18 protein-coding genes are annotated in these 19,829 nt (G+C 33.5%); 9 read left to right on the forward strand and 9 right to left on the reverse strand.

Annotated features, from left to right (window positions below; genetic code table 11):
* Positions 1 to 203 precede the first annotated feature (203 nt).
* The 4 genes from LPB248_RS12035 to LPB248_RS12050 all read left to right on the forward strand — a co-directional run bounded on the left by LPB248_RS12035 (position 204) and on the right by LPB248_RS12050 (position 2,516).
* Positions 204 to 1,154, forward strand: coding sequence for a 2-hydroxyacid dehydrogenase (locus LPB248_RS12035; protein WP_177211657.1), 951 nt, complete (start codon positions 204 to 206; stop codon positions 1,152 to 1,154).
* 190 nt (positions 1,155 to 1,344) lie between these two features.
* Positions 1,345 to 1,761: a DUF805 domain-containing protein gene (locus tag LPB248_RS12040; RefSeq protein WP_177211658.1), complete on the forward strand. Its 417-nt coding sequence runs from the start codon at positions 1,345 to 1,347 to the stop codon at positions 1,759 to 1,761.
* A gap of 15 nt (positions 1,762 to 1,776) precedes the next feature.
* The gene (locus tag LPB248_RS12045; RefSeq protein ID WP_095930301.1) at positions 1,777 to 2,055 is read left to right on the forward strand and encodes a TM2 domain-containing protein; all 279 of its coding nucleotides are present in this window, start codon (positions 1,777 to 1,779) and stop codon (positions 2,053 to 2,055) included.
* A gap of 200 nt (positions 2,056 to 2,255) precedes the next feature.
* Entirely contained in the window at positions 2,256 to 2,516 is a 261-nt protein-coding gene (locus tag LPB248_RS12050; RefSeq protein ID WP_177211659.1) for a TM2 domain-containing protein, read from the forward strand.
* Between the two features lie 66 nt (positions 2,517 to 2,582).
* On the opposite strand, the gene LPB248_RS12055 is transcribed toward LPB248_RS12050, so the two are convergent.
* Positions 2,583 to 4,385: a GNAT family N-acyltransferase gene (locus LPB248_RS12055; protein WP_177211660.1), complete on the reverse strand. Its 1,803-nt coding sequence runs from the start codon at positions 4,383 to 4,385 to the stop codon at positions 2,583 to 2,585.
* Between the two features lie 118 nt (positions 4,386 to 4,503).
* Between LPB248_RS12055 and LPB248_RS12060 the strand changes: the two genes are divergently transcribed.
* From LPB248_RS12060 to LPB248_RS12070, 3 genes are all read left to right on the forward strand, one after another.
* Complete coding sequence (locus tag LPB248_RS12060) at positions 4,504 to 5,265, forward strand: exodeoxyribonuclease III (protein WP_177211661.1); 762 nt, start codon at positions 4,504 to 4,506, stop codon at positions 5,263 to 5,265.
* A 102-nt stretch (positions 5,266 to 5,367) separates the two neighbouring features.
* On the forward strand, positions 5,368 to 6,312 hold the full coding sequence (locus LPB248_RS12065) for a flagellar motor protein MotB (protein ID WP_177211662.1): 945 nt from the start codon (positions 5,368 to 5,370) through the stop codon (positions 6,310 to 6,312).
* Between the two features lie 193 nt (positions 6,313 to 6,505).
* A complete protein-coding gene (locus LPB248_RS12070) occupies positions 6,506 to 7,543 on the forward strand; it encodes an aldo/keto reductase (protein ID WP_177211663.1) in 1,038 nt (345 codons plus the stop codon).
* 70 nt (positions 7,544 to 7,613) lie between these two features.
* Here LPB248_RS12070 and LPB248_RS12075 read toward each other — a convergent pair whose 3' ends face one another.
* From LPB248_RS12075 to LPB248_RS17075, 5 genes are all read right to left on the reverse strand, one after another.
* Positions 7,614 to 9,245, reverse strand: a complete 1,632-nt coding sequence (locus tag LPB248_RS12075) for a DUF4139 domain-containing protein (protein WP_177211664.1) — start codon at positions 9,243 to 9,245, stop codon at positions 7,614 to 7,616.
* Positions 9,246 to 9,302: 57 nt separating this feature from the next.
* Positions 9,303 to 9,926, reverse strand: coding sequence for a murein L,D-transpeptidase catalytic domain-containing protein (locus LPB248_RS12080; protein WP_177211665.1), 624 nt, complete (start codon positions 9,924 to 9,926; stop codon positions 9,303 to 9,305).
* An 8-nt stretch (positions 9,927 to 9,934) separates the two neighbouring features.
* Entirely contained in the window at positions 9,935 to 11,095 is a 1,161-nt protein-coding gene (locus LPB248_RS12085; protein ID WP_177211666.1) for a vWA domain-containing protein, read from the reverse strand.
* A 107-nt stretch (positions 11,096 to 11,202) separates the two neighbouring features.
* Positions 11,203 to 11,859, reverse strand: a complete 657-nt coding sequence (locus LPB248_RS12090) for a hypothetical protein (RefSeq protein WP_255462934.1) — start codon at positions 11,857 to 11,859, stop codon at positions 11,203 to 11,205.
* Positions 11,856 to 12,167: a hypothetical protein gene (locus LPB248_RS17075; RefSeq protein WP_255462935.1), complete on the reverse strand. Its 312-nt coding sequence runs from the start codon at positions 12,165 to 12,167 to the stop codon at positions 11,856 to 11,858. Before LPB248_RS17075 ends, LPB248_RS12090 begins: the two co-directional genes overlap by 4 nt.
* A 148-nt stretch (positions 12,168 to 12,315) precedes the next feature.
* Here LPB248_RS17075 and LPB248_RS12095 point away from each other — a divergent pair, with 148 nt between their 5' ends.
* Positions 12,316 to 14,133 (forward strand): histidine kinase, encoded by a 1,818-nt coding sequence (locus LPB248_RS12095; RefSeq protein ID WP_177211667.1) that lies wholly within the window; start codon positions 12,316 to 12,318, stop codon positions 14,131 to 14,133.
* The gene (locus tag LPB248_RS12100; RefSeq protein WP_218279858.1) at positions 14,133 to 14,879 is read left to right on the forward strand and encodes a LytR/AlgR family response regulator transcription factor; all 747 of its coding nucleotides are present in this window, start codon (positions 14,133 to 14,135) and stop codon (positions 14,877 to 14,879) included. The genes LPB248_RS12095 and LPB248_RS12100 overlap by 1 nt, the downstream gene beginning before the upstream one ends.
* Before the next feature lie 116 nt (positions 14,880 to 14,995).
* On the opposite strand, the gene LPB248_RS12105 is transcribed toward LPB248_RS12100, so the two are convergent.
* From LPB248_RS12105 to LPB248_RS12115, 3 genes are all read right to left on the reverse strand, one after another.
* Positions 14,996 to 16,960: a transglycosylase domain-containing protein gene (locus tag LPB248_RS12105; protein ID WP_177211669.1), complete on the reverse strand. Its 1,965-nt coding sequence runs from the start codon at positions 16,958 to 16,960 to the stop codon at positions 14,996 to 14,998.
* Positions 16,961 to 17,125: 165 nt separating this feature from the next.
* Positions 17,126 to 18,487: a DNA repair protein RadA gene (gene radA / locus LPB248_RS12110; protein ID WP_177211670.1), complete on the reverse strand. Its 1,362-nt coding sequence runs from the start codon at positions 18,485 to 18,487 to the stop codon at positions 17,126 to 17,128.
* Positions 18,487 to 19,641 carry an alpha/beta hydrolase gene (locus LPB248_RS12115; protein WP_177211671.1) on the reverse strand — a complete coding sequence of 385 codons (1,155 nt, stop codon included), beginning with the start codon at positions 19,639 to 19,641 and terminating at the stop codon, positions 18,487 to 18,489. Before LPB248_RS12115 ends, radA begins: the two co-directional genes overlap by 1 nt.
* Between the last annotated feature and the right edge of the window lie 188 nt (positions 19,642 to 19,829).

Raw genomic sequence — 19,829 nt, forward strand, 5'->3', positions numbered from 1 at the left:
ATTTTCTGAAGATTTATATGATGGATTGTGAAATCCTTATTCTTTCAAAGTTAAAAAAAAATCCGACCAATAAAAAGTTTAGAAGCAAAGCTGCAAAGATTCCAGAAATTCGAAGTGCATTGCGATAGGAAAAACTTTGTGGCTTTGTGGTTTTGCGAGATTAAATTAACCGTATTTTTGTTTTTTATAAAATTTAGAAAAAAATGAGTATAAAAATTCTTCATATCGACAGTAATAATCCGATTCTATGGAACCAATTGGAAGAAGCGGGTTTTGAAAATCACGCTGATTTCAAATCTTCAAAAGAAGAAATTGAAGCAAAAATTCATGACTATAACGGAATCGTAATTCGTAGCCGATTCAAGATTGACAAGGCTTTTTTAGATAAAGCAACAAAGTTGCAATTTATTGCAAGAGTTGGTGCTGGTTTGGAAAGCATTGATTGTGAGTATGCTTCTTCAAAAGGAATTCATCTAATTGCAGCACCCGAAGGAAATCGCAATGCTGTTGCAGAACATTCTTTAGGCGTGATTCTTTCTTTATTCAATAATCTAAATCAAGCCGATGCTGAAGTTAAAGCGGGACAATGGAATCGCGAAAGCAACCGTGGTCATGAATTGGATTTAAAAACAGTTGGAATTATTGGTTACGGAAATATGGGAAAAGCTTTTGCAAAAAAACTGAGAGGTTTTGAGACTGAAGTTTTATGTTATGATATTTTGGACAATGTTGGCGACGAAAATGCCAAACAAGTTTCTTTGGAAGAATTACGCGAAAAAGCAGATGTTTTAAGTCTTCATCTTCCTTGGACACCAGAAACAGATAAAATGGTCAATAAGGGCTTTATAAATGCGTTTAAAAAGCCATTTTGGATAATTAATACTTCGCGTGGTAAAAACATTGTTACAGCCGATTTGGTTGAAGCAATGAAAGAAAAGAAAGTTCTAGGAGCAGGTTTGGATGTTTTGGAATATGAAAAACTTTCTTTTGAAACTCTATTTCAAGAAAACAATACGCCAGAAGCACTTCAATACCTTATGGAAGCAAAAAATGTCTTACTGACGCCTCATATTGCAGGTTGGACATTTGAAAGTCATGAACGTCTGGCTCAGGTAATTGTAGATAAAATTAAAGCAGTGTACCATAAAAACTAGCCTACAGCCTTTAGAATTTAATAACGAGTTTTTTCTTGTAAATTTTATTTAGTGAGATTAGTTTTATTTGTTAATTTTTAATAATATTGTTTCCGAATTTTAAAAGAATGAATCTAAATAGGTTCTTTTTAAAGTCAAGGAGCAAACCGAAAATCCCAAGAGTAGGCCAAAAATAACCGATTTAAAAATTATGATTGAATGGTATAAAATTGCCATGTTTGAGAACTATTCGAATTTTAGCGGAAGAGCTAGAAGAAGTGAATATTGGTATTTTCGTTTGGCAACCGCTGTAATCTTTTTTGTGTTTATTGCTTTAGCAATATTAGTAGCAATAATTGGTGGAGGATTTTTAGGTTTTCCAGTTGCAATAGGGTTAATCGCTTTGTATTCTCTGGTTGCTTTAATACCATCTTTGGCTGTAACGGTTAGAAGAATGCACGATTTGGGTAAAAGTGGATGGAATGTTTTAATTTCTTTCATTCCGTTAGTTGGCCCTATCTGGTTTTTGGTTTTGTTAGCAACAGAAGGAGAACACGGGGAAAACTATTATGGTCCAGATCCTAAAAGTACCATTGAAGAAATTGATGAAATCGGAATTAATAATTAACTAAATAATATAAAAATGGAAACTACAAAACCAGAAAGCTGGAATACACCATCTCAACCTAGACAAGAGAATAAAAAGGTATTAGCAGGAATTATGGGAATTATTTTTGGATACTTAGGTATTCACAAATTTATCTTAGGATATACTCAAGAAGGAATCATCCAAATTGTAATTACAATCGTAACTTGCGGTGTTGGTAGTATAATTGGATTCATTGAAGGAATTATCTACCTAACAAAATCAGATGAAGATTTTTACCAAACCTACCAAGTTGGTAAAAAAGGCTGGTTTTAAGAGAAAAAACATACTTACTTCCAAATCCCATTCAGAAATGAATGGGATTTTTTTTGTGCTAATAATGTCTTTTTGTAATACAATTATAACTTTTAGGTCGCCTTCTCAATTTTCAAAATAAGTAATCTTGCAACTTGTAAAAGGTAATGGAGTAACTGAAAATCCATAAGAGTAGGTGAAAAAGACTTTATTTTTTAAATATGGGAAACACAGAGTTGAATTTAGGAAAGGCAGAGAACAAAAAGGTAACTGCCGGAATTTTAGGAATTGTATTGGGGTCTTTTGGAGTACACAAATTTTACTTAGGTTACTCAAAAGAAGGAATTATTCAATTAGTAGTAAGTGTTGTAACTTGTGGTTTAGGAGGAATAATTGGATTTGTTGAAGGGATTATCTACCTAACAAAATCAGATGATGAGTTTTATCAAACTTACCAAGTTGGGAAAAAGCCATGGTTCTAAAAATAAAAAAATCCCATTTACTTAAAAATAAAGTAAATGGGATTTTTTTATTTCGATAGATTAAACTTAATCTTCTTTTTCAGATAGTTTTTTCTCCAATTCAATCTGAAACTCTTCGATAACAGGTTTCATAGTGCTTTCTGGAATGTCTGCGATTCTAATGTACATTAAACCATCAATTGCATTGTTGAATAAAGGGTCAACGTTAAAAGCAACTACTCTTGCGTTTTGTTTGATGTATTTCTTAATTAAAACAGGTAGACGTAAGTTTCCAGGTTCTAATTCGTCAATGATTTTATCAAACTTATTCAAATCAGATTCAGCTTCATCAAAGATAAAATCTTTATCGGCATCTTTCAGTTTTACCTTGTACGCTTTTTTCGGGTGAATGTATTGCGCAATATACGGATCGTAATAGTTAGACTTCATAAACTCAATCATCAATGATTTAGAGAAATCTGAAAACTGATTACTGATACTTACACCGCCAACTAAATACTTGTGTTCAGGATGACGTAAAGTGGTGTGAATAATACCTTTCCACAATAAGAACAAAGGCATTGGTTTTTGCTGATATTCTTTCACGATAAAAGCACGACCCATTTCGATTGACTTGTGCATCATATCGTGTAATTCTGGCTCGAATCTGAAAAGATCAGTCAGGTAAAAACCTTCAATACCATATTTAGGATAAATCTCAGAACCTAACCCCATACGGTAAGCTCCTGCGATTTTTTTGGTTTCATCATCCCATAAAAACATATGGTGATAATATTGGTCGTATTCGTCTATGTCGATAGATTCATTTGTTCCTTCTCCAACTTCGCGGAAAGTGATTTCGCGTAAACGCCCAATTTCGTGTAAAATGTTCGGAATTTCTTTTGCGCTTGCAAAGAAAACCTCGTAGTTTTTGCTTTGTAAAAACCTGCTGTCACTATCACGCAATGCCTGAACTTCATCAATTAATTTTGATTCACTTGCAGCGGTTACGATTTTTTTAGGTGCTTTTGGTATTTTAAGACTTGCCGTGTCAATCAGTTTGGTGTCTTTCTCAAACGGATTAGCCAGCATATAGGTTTTCTTTCTCAAGAATTCTGAATATTCTTCAAAAGATTCTATTTCATTTTGCTCACTTACAGAAATTGGTTTTCCAATACGAACTTTAATTACGCGATCTTTTTGCGTAAGCAATTCAGAAGGCAATTTTGCAGTTCTTAAAGTATCGTCAATCTTAGAAAGCCAGTAGAATAATTTACTGTTTTTGGCATGAAAATAAATTGGAACTACAGGAACTTTAGCTTTTCTAATTAATTTCAGCGCGCCTTCTTCCCAAGGTTTGTCTACTACTAATTTACCATCTTTATAAGTCGAAACCTCACCAGCAGGGAAAATACCCAGCGGTTTTCCGTCGCTTAAATGACGCAACGTTTCTTTAATTCCGATTACGCTCGATTTTGCATCCTTATGATTCTCAAAAGGATTAACCGGCATAATATATTTTTTCATTGGAACAATTCTATGTAATAAGAAATTGGCAATGATTTTGAAATTTGGCTCTCTTTCAAGCATTAATTTCAATAACAAAATTCCATCAATTCCTCCAAGAGGATGATTTGAAATAGTTATATACGCACCATCTTTTGGCAGACGCTTTAAATCTTCTTCAGGGATTTCGAACTTAATTTCCATTTCATCCAAAATTCCATTCAAAAAGTCAAGGTCTTCCAAATGTTTATTACGATCGTAAATTTTATTAAGGGTCGAGATCTTAAGAACCTTCATAAGAATCCAGCCAGAAAAGGTACCGAAAACTCCGTACTTTTCAACATTTATTGCCTTTGCAACTTCTTTCGCGGTAACTAAACCCATCTACTACTTTTAAATTATTAGAACAGCGAACAAAGATAACAAAAAAGTCTACTTTTCGCTGTTTCCAAGACAAACTTTGCACTTTTTTATTACATTTGAAATCCTAAAAAAATCACTGATGAAAATTATTTCTTATAATGTAAACGGAATTAGAGCGGCAATAAACAAAGGGTTTATCGAGTGGCTACAGCAAGCAAATCCTGATGTAATATGCCTTCAGGAAATAAAAGCAACGCAAGATCAAATTCCAGTTGATGATATTACGGCGGCTGGCTATCCGTTTCAATATTACTATCCTGCAACCAAAAAAGGGTACAGCGGAGTGGCGATTCTTTCTAAAACAAAGCCAAACAATATTGTTTACGGAACAGGAATTCACCATATGGATTTTGAAGGAAGAAATCTTCGTGCAGATTTTGATGATGTTTCAGTAATGAGTTTATACCTTCCGTCTGGAACAAATATTGAAAGATTGGATCATAAATTTATGTTTATGGATGATTTTCAAAATTATATCAATGAATTGAAACTTACGATTCCGAATCTGATTATATGCGGAGATTATAATATTTGTCACGAAGCAATAGATATTCATGATCCGGTTCGTAACAAAACGGTTTCTGGATTTCTTCCGGCAGAACGTGCTTGGCTGGATGCATTTATGAAATCTGGTTTTATAGATAGTTTCCGTCATTTTAATAAAGAACCGCATCATTATTCTTGGTGGAGCTACCGCGCAGGGGCAAGAGGAAATAACAAAGGTTGGCGTATCGATTATAATTTGGTAAGCAATGTGTTAGAAAATAGATTAAAAAGAGCTGTTATACTTCCAGATGCTATGCATTCAGATCATTGCCCTATTTTAGTAGAAATTGAGTAATTTTTGGTATTGTTCTTGTTGAGAGAAAGGTGGTTTAAATTCAAGAATTGATTTTGAATTTTGAAATTTTAAACTCCTAAAATAAAAACCAATTAAAGTAAGATGATTAAAAAAGCCTCCATCGGATTATTGGCATTAGCCTTGTCCACAACGTCATGTGTTTCTAAGAAAATTTATAATGATCTGGAAACAAAATATTCAGATTTAAAAAAAGAAAACCGTTCTATCACTGATGAAAACGAAAGTTTAAAGAAAGCGAAGAATCAGTTAGAAACCGATCGTGATAAATTGACTAAAGATTTAGCAAATGCTAATGATGATTTGGCAAAACAAAAAGCTGATCTTGCTGCTGAACAAAAGAAATATAAAGTGCTTCAGGATTCGTATAATGCATTGGAGAAAAATAGCAATGATGCATTAGAGAAAAACATGGCTAAGAACCGTGAACTGTTAGCGCAATTAGAAGCAAAAGGTAAAGCTCTTGCAGATGAACAAGCGCGTTTGGACAAAACGGCTAATCGTTTGAAAGAATTGGAAGATATGATTGCGGCAAAAGAAGAATCAATGCGCAAACTGAAAGAAACATTATCTAAAGCCTTAAATGGTTTTGAAGGTAAAGGTTTAACGGTGGAACAGAAAAACGGAAAAGTATATGTTTCTATGGAAAACAAATTGCTTTTCAATTCAGGAAGCTGGGCTGTTGGAACAGAAGGTAGAAAAGCGGTTGTCGAACTTGGAAAAGTTTTAGGTGACAATCCAGATCTTTCTGTTTTAATCGAAGGACATACAGACGATGATCCATACGCAGGTTCTGGACCAATTGCAAACAACTGGGATTTATCGACAAAAAGAGCAACAGCAATCGTAGCTATTTTGAGCGAGAACCCAAAAATCAATAAACAAAAATTAACTGCTGCGGGAAGAAGTGAATTTTCTCCTCTGGCAAGCAACGCGACTCCAGAAGGAAAAGCTAAAAACCGTAGAATCGAAATTATCTTGACTCCAAGATTAGATGAGATTGCGGAGATGTTGAATAGTATTAACTAAGGTTCAAAGGAACATAGGTTCAAAGGCTCAAAGGTTTTTACTTTGAGCCTTTTGTTTTTTGGAGCGTTTGAAAAAGCTTTCAGGAAAAGCTGAATATAGAAATCTTGTACTTTTTTTAACCTTTATCAAATTTAAATTTGAAAAATCCCTTTGTACCTTTGTTTCTTTGCAACTTTGAACCTTTTAGAAAAAAATGAAATACACTACATTACCCGACACCGATATAAAAGTTAGTAAAATATGCCTTGGAACAATGACTTTCGGGCAGCAGAATACAGAAGCAGAAGGGCACGAACAAATGGATTATGCTCTTGAAAGAGGTGTTAATTTCTTTGATACTGCCGAAATGTACTCGGTTCCTGCGAGTGAAGCGACTTACGGAAGCACTGAAAAAATTATTGGAACTTGGTTTAAGAAATCAGGAAATAGAGATAAAGTTGTTTTAGCATCTAAAATTGCTGGTCCGAATCCGAATTTTGGTTACATGCGTGAGAAACTGGATTTTTCTCCAGCAAGTATTAAATATGCGGTTGAAAATAGTTTAAAAAGACTTCAAACAGATTATATCGATTTGTACCAAATGCATTGGCCAGAAAGAAAAACGAATAATTTTGGAGAGCGTGCTTTTCACGGGTACGATGATGTTTGGGAAGATAACTTTAGAGAAATCTTAGAAACTTTCGACGGATTAATAAAAGAAGGTAAAATCAAACACATTGGAGTTTCAAATGAAAACGCTTGGGGAATGATGCGCCTTCTAGAAGAAAGCAAATACAACAATCTTCCAAGAATCAAAACTGTTCAAAATCCGTATTCTTTATTGAACCGTTTATTTGAAGTGAATTCTGCAGAAGTTTCAAAATATGAAAATGTTGGTTTACTTGGATATTCGCCTTTAGCATTCGGCGTTTTGACTGGAAAATTCTTAACTGGAGAAAGTCATCCAAAAGCGAGAATTAATCTTTTTCCGCAATACAAACGCTACAATAGCGACCAATGTACCGAAGCGACTAAATTGTATCTGGAAATCGCTAAAAAACATGGTTTAACGCTAACGCAATTGGCAATGGGATTCGTGTTGCAACAGCCATTCTTAACAAGTGCTATTATTGGAGCTACAACATTAGAACAATTAAAAGAAAACATCGATACAATTGATGTCACACTTTCTAAACAAATCTTAGCAGAAATTGATGCAGTTCAGGCTATATTTCCTGATCCAGCTCCTTAATTTGAGTAAATTAAATAAATATAAAATCCCGATGGCTGAGAAACTATCGGGATTTATTTTTTAGGAGAGATTATAAATTCAAAACCTGATCTTTAGGATATTTTACACGATAACTTATTCTGATTTTCTTGGTTTCATTTGGTTTCAGTTGTAATTGCCAAGTTAAGATTCCTGTTTCAGAATTCACTTTTGCGCTGTCAGTTTGCAATAATTCTACTTCGATTTCCTTATTGGTTGTCAACGGATATTGATCTTTTAATAAAAGTTCAACCAATTCTTTTTTATTATTTCGAACGGTAATGTCGTAGGTAAAAGTTTGTTCTTTTCTAGAAGACAAAAACTTTGTTCCCGATTTGTCTGCTACTTTTTCACGTTTTATAGAAACTTTTTTATCGCGCCCCATACTTAAATTCAAAGTATCACTGGTTTGATTCGGTTCTATAAATGTTTTTCCAACATACATTCCTTCAAAAATGATATTCGCTTCGCCTTGCAATAAATTGTATTTGCTGTAATCTGCAATTTCAGCAAGTAGGAAAGCCTCATTTTCTACTTTTGGAGCAGCATAATATTTATATGTTGCTGGAAGTTTAATTTCTTTTAGGGAAACACTATGTACTTTTCCATTAGAAAGAATATCGTACGGAATATCAATATCAAAAGCTATATTAAGTTGGTTTTCTGCAACAGTTGTAAAATCAGAAACCGAAGATTTTTTCATATTTGGTAATGCAGATACTACGACTTCTTCAATTGCTTTATCTTTCAATTCTCCGTAAGCACTACTTTGCAATTGGTTTGCAACAGCTCTTTGATTGTAACCATAATTGGCATTGTTTCTTAAAAACCAAGAACTTAATATTGGAGCTTGATTGTTTTGGTTTGGATATCCGCTAGATAATGTTAGTTTTACTTTTTTCCAGTCGATGCCACTGTTCTGAACAACCTGTGCTTTATAAACCATATTGATTGGCGTGTTTACACTTTCGGTACGCAAATCATAAAATGGTGTCCAAGATGCACTTTGTGTTAAATATGAAATCTCTAACGGGACAATTCCTGCTGTACTGTTCATTACTTGAACAATTAATTTTCCTGATGAAGTTCGTTCTTCTTTGTTCGTATCAAATTCAAGTTTATTGTTCAGTTTCTGAAGTGTCTCGTCTAGTTTTCTCTGTTTATCGGTTAAGGTATTGATATTATTGGCAATTTCGATTTGTTTGTTTTTATAATAATCTACCATTTTCATTAATTCAGCAACGTTCAATCCAGAATTTACTCCCGAAATTTGTTGGTTTCGATCAAGTAATTGCATGGTTTTGTTTTCTGAATTAATCGTATTGACTACTTTTTGAAGTTCTTTTTGAACTAAAACAATACTATCATTAACTCTTTTAATTAAAGGCGATTTCGAATCTGTTTCATATTCTGAAATATAATTATTGGTAAACTGAACAGACAGTACTGTTACATTTGCTGGAGCACCAATTTGCACTGAATTTTCATTTAAATACGAAGCCACATTTTTAATGACAATTTCACTTGTTCCTGCAGGCAAAGTAGTACTTGCAGTCTGAGAAATTTCGGCAGCATTAAAATATACAGTTGCGGCTTTTACTTTTGCTGTTGTAAAAATTGGCTTTTGTGCATTCGCGAAAGCGCTGATCAATAATACGATGAATAGAATTACTTTTTTATTCATGAGGTTAAATTTAAATTAGTGGGAAATATATGGTTATTACTGTTAAATAAAATAGATTTAATAGTACATCACTAGAATTATTTTCTTTTTAGAATTGTCAATTAGTTTTTCGAGAACGCCGAAGAACTTTTCGTTTACCATTGGGCATCCGAGACTATTGCAAATAGGATAAGGCTGTTCGTCAAACGGAATTTTTGAGTATTTATGAAGCACTATATTTCGATCAAAAGCGTTATTGTTGGTTTTGTCTAAACCATATAATTTATAAGCTTTTCCAAATGTTCCAATATATGAACCACCAATGGCGTATTTGCCTAACGAACTACAATTGGAGTTTTTAATATTGCTGAATTTTAACTCGCCAGGAATTCCTGTTTCCGAACCAGAACCATGTCCAACTAAACCTTTGTTTAGCAATTTGTCGTGTTTCAAATCATAAATAAAAAACCGATTTCTTCCAGATTCTATCTTCATATCTAAAAATAGCGCAACATCTGAATTGTATTTGGGAGATTTCCCCAAGAAGCTCCTTACTTCAGTTATTTCATTTTTTAGTTTCTTTTCATAAGAATAGATCGGTTTTTTAGTTCTTGTGTCTGTTGCTTTCTCTTTTTTATTTTCACAACTCAAACAAATCAACGGAATCGCCGTAAAGAGCAGAAAGACTATTTTCTTTTTCATTTGGATTCTTATTTTTCAACCGTATAGCCTTTTACTTTAGCGAAAGCTAGAATAGAAGAGTTAATTGTATTTCCAAGATCATCTTGAGATTTAGTTTTTTTAGCTTCGGTATCAATATATTGCTGACGTTTTTTTGCTAAAACACTAATTTCTTTCTGAATTGTTTCTCTTTCTTTTTTCTTTTCGTTTACGATTACTTGAATTTCAGCAGTAGTTTTATTTTGAAGTTCTGCTGGAAGTTCTTCTTTCTGAATTTTAGAAATAGCGCCTGCGTCATCTTTTACTTTATCTACCAAATCCCAACTTTCGTTTTTATAAGCCGCTTTCGATTTACTTACCGCACGATCTGTATAATTGGAAGCCGAAACCATTTTAGCATTCTGATCCTGCATTACTTGGTTTCTTTTTTTATCTGCACCTTTCGCACCATAATTGATGTACGTTTTGTTTATTTTTTCGTCACATTTAGCGATTTCATCGTCATATGGTGTTGCAATATATTGAACCGCTTTGTCCGAATCGATATTGAAATATTTTCCTTTTCCGCGATCTGCGCCATCTTTCCAAAATGAATTAATGCCTTCTGTTTTGTCTCCGCAGAAAATAGTATTTACATAAATATTATTTTTTAAAGCATCGCTAATTGTTTCTTTATAACTTATTCTTCCTTGATCAAAACCTTCATTTCCTGCAATGTAAATCAGTTTCATGCTGTTTTTGTCAGAAGCCCATTTTAATCCCTTAGTTGCATCTTGAATTACAGCGCCGCAATATTCACTTCCGCCATTAGTTCTTAAAGCAAATAATTTCTCCGAAATCAAATCCAAATCTGTCGATAAAGGTGTCACTTGTCTGATGTAATTCGATCTTTCAGATAAACCGTCGTTTCCGTATTCGTATAAAGAAATTTCGATGTCTGGCGTTTTTCCTTCGTATTTTAAAGTCGTCAAAGTGTTTACAATGTTCCATAATCTCGATTTCGCCTGATCGATTAATCCGTCCATACTATTAGAAGTATCCAATAAAAGAGCGACTTGAATTTTGGTCGTTTCAGCCGAATCTGGTTTTTCGATTTCAGTATTTTTTATTGGTTTTGCATTAGATGAATTACACGCGGCAAAAGAAATTGACGCCGCCAAAAGTGCTGTTATAAAAAGATTTGATTTCATAGTTTTAGTTTTTAATTGGATGATTACAGATCAAACTTAAAAACTAAAAAAGCTCACTTTTTGGACAAATGGTGAAACGGTCTTTTGACTTGGTGAAACTTTCCAGATTAATGTATTTGTTTTGGAGTGTTGATATTCAGGTTTTTTAAATCGCCATTTGGAGTAATCAAAATAAACTCTTTGTCTGTTTTGGCAACTTGTTTCTTTTCTTTTTCTCTGTTAATGAAAATCTTTATTTCATATTGCACCTGAATAACAGGTTCCAAAACCGAAGGATTAATGATGAAATCGAATTCTTTACTAAATACAGGCTGATAATAAAGCGTAGTCGATTTAGTAGCCTGATTAACATTTGCCGTTTTTTTTAAGTTTAAAGAAGAACTATTGTACGCTTCATAAGATCGGTACATTTCGACAGGTAAATTCACAACAAAATCATCGGTAATTCTTTTTTCAACGTTTGTGAATGTTTCTCCAAGAAGAAGTTCATAATTCTTGATTTTTTCCTGAATTAGCAGTTTCGCTTTGTTCATCATTTCTTTTTTGATGGTTTCTAATGAATTGGAGAAGTAATCAACTCGCACCAAATCGTATATTTCATAATTAGATAAAATCGAAATAAAATCATTCAGCTGATTTGGATCGGAGTATTTTATGTGGATGTTTTTCTTCAGCTCAAAACCCAAAGGAACTTCGTTATAGGTTTTACGGCTGAAAACCTTTTTTTCGGCTTCATATTCGTAAACCGGAACAAAAGAAATCATATCGACAAAAATCTCAACACTTTTTTGAGTTTGATTTCGCTTAGCGAACGTTCAATTCTCTGATCAATTAGTTCGTTGACTTCTTTAGTTGTTTTACCTGTTTGAGTTATACTGAAAATTGCGGTGTATGAATCTGCTTTTACATTAGCAAGCCCTTTTACACTTGCTACAATACCTTCGTGAGAAGGAAAACTAATATCAATTGTATTATTAGCAGAATATTGATTCTGATAATTGACATTTCCAGAAACTTGTCCAATTATAAATTGAGAAAAAAGGATAAAAGAGGAGTAAAGTAGTTTTTTCATAATAATGGTTTTTAAGATTATGAGGTAAAAGTATTGATCGAAAAAACGTATTTTTGAGAGAATGGGTCAACGGGTCGTTTGACTTGGTGAATGTTATAGGATAGGAATTTGAAATTAAGTTACTTTACACTTTCTAAATAACTTGTTTGTGAAAAGTCATGTATTAATTGTTTTTAGTTTGCTTTTTTTAGCGTTTTTATTTCCTCACGAAATAACTGCGCAGGCAATTCCTGAAAAAAGCGAAACAAAGAGTAAAGTCAAAATCAGTAAAACTGCCGAAGAATTATCTAAATCATTAGATGAAAATGATGAAGCAAAAATTGCTCAAAACTATGAAAAGCTGGCTAATGACTTTTTAAGCAAAGGCGATAATGCAAAAGCAGAAGAATATTTTAAAAGAGCTTTAAATTCGTATACCAAATTAAAACTGACCGAAGATAAAACGCGTGTTACAAGGAGTTTAGCTAAAGTTCAGGAAAATCAGAAAAATTTCAACTCTGCTATAAAAAATTACGAAGCCGCAGGTTCGCTAACAAAAGACGCATCTGAAGAGAAAATCAATCTTAACGATGCCAACAGACTTAAAAATCAATCTAATCCTGCAAGTCAGACCACTTATGTCGATTCGAATATTGAATTACTGAAAAAAGACAAAAAAGCTGCCGAAGTAAGTGAAGCTTATGTACAGAAAGCACAGAATTCTTTGCAGCTAAATGATAAAGCAGTAGCAATTGAAAGTTATAAAAAAGCTTTAAAATACGCTAAAGACAAACCAGAAGAAGTTAAAATTAAAAACGAAATCGCAAAAGTTTACGTTGCCGATAATCAGTTTGACAAAGCGCTTGCCATTAACGAAAAATTGCTTGCTGATGCTAAAACCAACAACGATTTTACCACAGAAATAAAACAATTGCAATCGCTGGCTTCACTTTATTTTGAAAAGAAAGAACCAGAAAAAGCCATTTCTTCTTTAAAAGAAGCCTATAATTTATCTTTTCAAAAAGGAAATTCATCTGAAGCCAGAAAGAGTTTATCTTCTTTAATTAAATATTATAAAACAAAAGGCGAAGACAAAGAAAGCATGGCTTTGTACGAACAGTTTTTTGATAATTTCGAGCAGTTAATAAAATCCGATACTACTTTAATTGATGCCAAAACGTTTCAGGTTACAGAAGACAAAATTCGTCAGCTTGAAAAAGAAAAGGTTTTAAAAGACGAATTGATTTCGAAGAAAAACTCTTTCAATTATTTCCTTTTAGGTTCAATTGGGTTGTTGCTGCTTTTATTTTTCTTCATTGTAAAAGCATTGTATTCTATCAGAATCAAAAACAAAGAAATCGCTTTGCAGTCATTGCGCCGTGAAATGAATCCGCATTTTATTTTTAATAGTTTGAATAGCGTCAATCAGTTTATTGCCGAAAACAAAGAATTGGAAGCCAATAAATATTTGACTTCCTATTCGAATCTGATGCGAAATATGATGGAAAATTCCAATAAAGATTTTATTTCATTGGATAAAGAGGTAGAACAATTAAAGAAATATCTGGATTTAGAACATTTGCGTTTTCAGGATAAATTTGATTTCGAAATTGTGGTTGATGAGTCTCTCGATACCGAAAGAGTTTTTGTTCCGAATATGATTATGCAGCCACATTTAGAAAATGCCATTTGGCACGGATTGCGTTATTTGGACAAGAAAGGTTTTTTGTCGCTTCGATTTGAATATAAAAACGGAAAAATTAATGTGATAATTGAAGACAACGGAATTGGTTTAACCAAAAGCCGTGAACTCAAAACGACTAATCAGAAAATCTACGAATCGCGTGGTTTGAACAATACAAAAGAAAGAATTGACCTTTTGAACGAATTGTACAAAAAGGATATTTCGTTTACGGTTTCAGAAAAAGAAGAGCCAGAATCGGGCACAATTGTTCAAATTGTTTTTCCATTAATTGATAAAATATGATGACTTTGCAGAAGATAAAAAGTGTAATTGTCGAAGATGAATTGGCAGCGCGCGAAGTGCTTAAAAATTATTTGAGCAAATATTGTCCGCAAGTTGAGGTTGTCGGCGAAGCGCAGAATATAAAAGAAGCTGTTCCGTTATTGCATGAAATTAAACCGCAGTTGGTTTTTCTAGATGTAGAAATGCCTTTCGGAAATGCTTTTGATGTTTTGGAAGCTTGCAAAGACCTTCAATTTGAGACTATTTTTGTAACTGCTTTTTCTGAATATTCGCTTCGCGCTTTAAATCAAAGCGCAGCTTATTATCTTTTAAAGCCAATTAGTATCGAAGAATTGATTATTGCCGTAAACAAAGTGCATCATCAGATTTTGAATCATGAAATATTCAATCGAAATAAAATTATTGTTGAGAATTTCCACGAGCAAAAACCAGAAAAACAACAAGTCATTCTTCCAACGCTTGAAGGTTTTGAAGTCGTAAAAATGGAAGATATTGTGCGTCTTCGTGGTAATGGAAATTTTACCGATTTGTATTTGAATACTGGAGCAAAGAAAATGGTTTGCCGATTTCTGAAGCATTTTTCGGAGATTTTGCCTTTACCTTTTATTCGTGTCCATAAATCGCATATTATCAATCTCAATTGCGTAAAATCGTATAATAAAGGTGGAATCGTAACATTGAACGACGGAACTGAAATTGAAGTTTCGCCAACTTATAAAGAAGAGTTTTTAAAGAACTTTAAGTAGTTGTTTTTTAACCGCAAAGTCCGCAAGGATTTACGCAAGGCTCGCAAAAAGAAATTGTTTTCTAAAACTTTGCGTTCTCTGTGTAAATCCTTGCGGACTTTGCGGTTAAATATTATTTACAAATCAAATTCATCATCGACAGCTAAAGAATCTGTTTTGACTGCCGTAGAATCTGGAACTTTAATTTTTATTAAAGAACGTGCATTTCCCGAAATGTAAACAGGTAATATTCCGATTGTATCTTCTGGTACCAAAAGACCTCTTCTAAACATTAAATTCTTTAGGAATTTTTGGTTTTTAATCGCATAATCTTTCAAGTTACCTTCATCGTTAAATTGATACATGAATTTTCTTGGTTTCGGAATTATCGTAGCTAAGTACAAACATTCGTCTACATTTAATGCCGAAGGACTTTTCTGGAAGTAAAAATGACTTGCTTCTCCGATTCCGTAAACATTTGGTCCCCATTCAATAATGTTGAAATAGACCTCGAGCATTCTTTCTTTGCTTACAATTCGGTTATTTTCTAAAATGTAAACCAATAGAATTTCTTCAAGCTTTCGCGAAAGCGTTTTTTCTCTAGTTAGAAACACATTTTTAATCAACTGCATGCTGATGGTACTTGCTCCACGTGAGAATTTCTTCGTTCTGATATTCTTTAGAATGGATTGTTTGAACGCTTCGTTTATGAATCCGCGATGAGAGAAGAAAGATGGATCTTCTGTCGTTAAAACACATTTTCTTAAATAAGGGGAAATCTGATCTAAAGGCGTATAATTCGGATTTGCATTTCCAACCAAAACAGGTCTTTGCAATACATTCTGAATAATGGCACGATACACAAACTCGCCGTTTAACTTATTTAAATCGGCTTCTCCATATTTGGTGATTCGTAAATCTTCTTTGTTGAGTTTACTGTCAAAAACAAGCGTATTTGGTTTGTTTTTGTTGAATTTGAAATCCAGTTTATAATCAAAATTTCCAGTTGCCTGCATTCCTTGAAAATGTGTAAATAATCCATCAGGAAGCGAAATGATAAAATCCTGGGCTTTCATTTTCGGAATATCGACTTTTAAAGTATAAATCGTATCCTTTTCGGTATCATAAGAAATATAAGGACGAACTTTGATTTTATTCAACTGCATTGTTGAAGTACTGTCGATTGAGATGAAACTATCTCCCAATAAAAAGCGGTAATCAAAACGGGCATTTTTTATAACCACATCTTTACTGGCAATTTTTGGGTGATTGATTTTAAGATTTGCAATCGAAGTATAACCATCAATGTGAAGTTCGCTGCCACTTTTGTCAATGTTTTGGACATTCAATCGAATAGAATCGAAACTTGCTTTTAAGTTATAACGCTGATCTAAATAAGGAACGCGAATAGCGCCAGTATCTAAATTAAAAAAACGAATATCAGCTTTTTTATTTCTCGGATCAGCAAATCCCTTAATGTTCCAACGCTGATCAAAATCTGTTGCTTGAACATGAAGATTGGTTTCGAGTTGTTTGTTGCTTAAAACCAATTTATCTACATCAATATTGGTTTGTTTTCCGTTGTCGTCGATTTTGAATTTGAAGTTTTTCAAATCCATGTCAGTTGGAACTAGATTTAGTACTTTCGAAATGATTCTGTAAGCAAACGAAGCGTATTTGCGTTTTTCGTTAGATTCTGTTTCTTCTCGGTCTCTTTTTAGAAAAGCATCAAAATTTCGTTTTTTGCCTTTTTTTACTAACTGAATATATCCATTGTCTACTTTTAAAGTTCCAACTTGAACATCTCCAATAAGTAAATTGCTTAAACTGATGCTGGTTTCCAGATTCTTTATTTTGACAAGCGTATCAGCATTAATTGGCGCCAAAACAACATCTGTCAATTTTATTGTAGACAAACCATCAAATGAAGCCGATTCTACAGAAAAATTACTGTTGTACTGAACAGCCATTTTATGGGTAACTTTTGCAATGGCCTGTTTTAAAAGTGAATTACGAAAATAGTACAGTCCGATGCAAAGCACTAAAATTACTATTCCTAGTATTTTTAATGCTTTATATATTTTTTGTTTTGGAAAATTCATAAAGTTGGTTTTCAAAAGAATTTAGAAATTTTTGAAACGTAGTATTGTTTGTTTGTCACGAATTACGCGAATTAATTTTAGATAATGTAAAATGTATAAATTCAGATTTTAAATTTAAAATAAAATTCGTGTTTAATTTGTGTAATTCGTGGCAAAAAGAAAAAATTAACCAAAAAGTATACTTGCGACATCTTCAATTTTTGCAACAAGCTCAATTTTAATTCCTGTATTCTTTAAAGCAATTTTGTTGTATTTAGAAACAAAGATAGTATCGAAACCTAGTTTTTCAGCTTCTTGAATGCGTTGATCCACACGGTTTACAGGGCGAATTTCGCCAGAAAGTCCGACTTCACCAGCAAAACAGAAACCTTTTCCAACCGGAATATCTTCATTAGACGATAAAATTGCGGCAACAACAGCCAAGTCAATTGCTGGATCATCAACAGAAATTCCTCCAGTAACATTCAGGAAAACATCTTTTGCGCCTAAACGGAATCCAGCTCTTTTTTCTAAAACAGCCAAAATCATATTTAGTCTTTTGGCGTTGTAGCCTGTTGTGCTTCTTTGAGGTGTTCCATAAACGGCCGTGCTAACCAAAGATTGTATTTCGATCATTAACGGACGCATGCCTTCAAGAGTAGTTGCGATTGCCGTTCCTGAAAGTTCTTCGTCTTTATGTGAAATTAGAATTTCTGAAGGATTGCTGACTTCTCGTAAACCGCTTCCAAGCATTTCGTAAATACCAAGTTCTGAAGTCGAACCAAAACGGTTTTTTAGCGAACGCAAAATTCTATAAATATGATTTCTGTCGCCCTCAAACTGAAGAACCGTATCAACCATATGTTCTAAGATTTTTGGTCCTGCGATGTTTCCGTCTTTGGTAATGTGTCCAATTAATATTACAGGAATATTGCTTTCTTTGGCAAATTTGATTAATTCGGCAGTGGTTTCACGAATTTGGGAAATACTTCCTGCGGTCGATTCGATATAATCGGTATGCAAAGTCTGAATGGAGTCAATTATGACTACTTCAGGCTGGATAGTTTCGATTTGTTTGAAGATGTTCTGCGTTTTGGTTTCAGTTAGAATATAACAGTTATCGCTATTTGGCGTAATTCTTTCTGCACGCATTTTAATTTGTTTCTGACTTTCTTCTCCAGAAACGTATAATGTTTTATAAGGTAACTTTAATGATACTTGAAGTAAAAGTGTACTTTTTCCGATGCCGGGCTCTCCGCCTAAAAGCGTTAAAGATCCAGGAACAAGTCCACCACCCAAAACACGATTCAATTCGCCATCGGTTGTGTCCATTCGAACTTCCTGCGCAGAATCAATTTCGTTGATTTTTAAAGGCTTTGGCGCTTTGCTGGCTGGAGTAGGTTCGCTTTTCCAAGCCACTTTATCCTGTTTCTGAATAATTTCTTCGGCAATCGTATTCCATTCTTTGCACGCGTTACATTGCCCTTGCCATTTGGCATATTGGGTTCCGCAGTTTTGGCAGAAAAAGGAAGTTTTAACTTTTGACATTATTTACTTTTTTTAGCAAGTGTATTCATTTCGTCAATTTTCTCATACATCAAGTCTTTGTTCAAATCGCCAATTGGCTCCATTTGAGAAGCGTTTTGGTATTTTTTTGAAGCATGTTTAGGATCGCCCATTTTTTCGTACATCAAACCTAATTCATATTCTCCTAACATGGCTTTTGGGTAATTTACATTTCCAATTTCGGCCATTTTTCCCAATTCATCGTAAGCGTTTCTCTTTAAAATAAGATTTTCCATTACTTTAAAATCGCTCATTCGAACAGGAATTTGAACTCCTAGAACTTCAGACATTGTAGCGTATTTTTTTTCTAAATATTCTGCATAACCTGTTTGAAGAACCGCAATTTTGTCGTTGTATTCAGCAGAATTTATAGGTCTGTATACTTCAAAAATTTGGTATAATGCACTTGGTATAGAATGCAATACTTCTGTATAATGTGTTGCGCCTTTAAATACATCATATTTATAATTCACTAACGGATTATTAGCGATTTTAATATTGCTGTTTAATTTATCTATTGGTTCTTTAATTTTCTTAATATCGCCTTCTCCAGCAGAAAGATAATAGAAAATAGGGCTTTTTACTTTTGCAAACTTCTCAGCAATGCGCACTTCCATCTTTGGGGCAAGCTCTGGGCTTAAACAGATGTATGCATTAAAAAGTGGGATCTCTTTGTACAAATAAAAATTAGCAAAACTAGCTGTCACGTCATGGCCTGCGATAAGCCTGAAAGGTGAGGTGCGATATTTTTTTTCAATATATGGCACTAATTCAGCTCCAATAAATTCGAAAAATTTTGCACCTTTTTCAAATGGTAAACCTTCGTTTTGATCTATTGTGGTGTCATCATAGCGTTCTTCGTTTTTGTTTTGATGAATTCCGATAATGATCATTTCTGGAATATCGTCCCAATAAGTTCCATAGCTTACGGCTCCAGAAAACGGATCAAATAAGTAATCTCCATCCAATAAATAAAGAACAGGATATTTTTTGTCTTTGTTTGCTTCGTAAGAAGCAGGAAGTCCGATCGTAATTCTGCGCTCTTCTCCCAGTTTTTCAGATTTAATATTATCGAACGTTTTTTGGGCAAACGACGAGAACGAAATCAAAAGTGTTAGTAGGTAAACTTTTTTCATGATTTGTGGCATTTCAGTAAATTAAAAACATATTGAAAATAGTGTAGCAATATACTATTTTATTTGCTTCTTTGTTAAGCAGATTAAAAATTGAAGCAGAGTGTTTTATGGTCAAAATCATTTTAGATTAAGACCAAAGAAGAGTTTTTTTGTTCAAAATTGACTTTTGACAAAGTAGGTAAATTCGG

The organism is Flavobacterium sp. LPB0248 (genome assembly GCF_013388355.1).
Lineage (GTDB): Bacteria > Bacteroidota > Bacteroidia > Flavobacteriales > Flavobacteriaceae > Flavobacterium.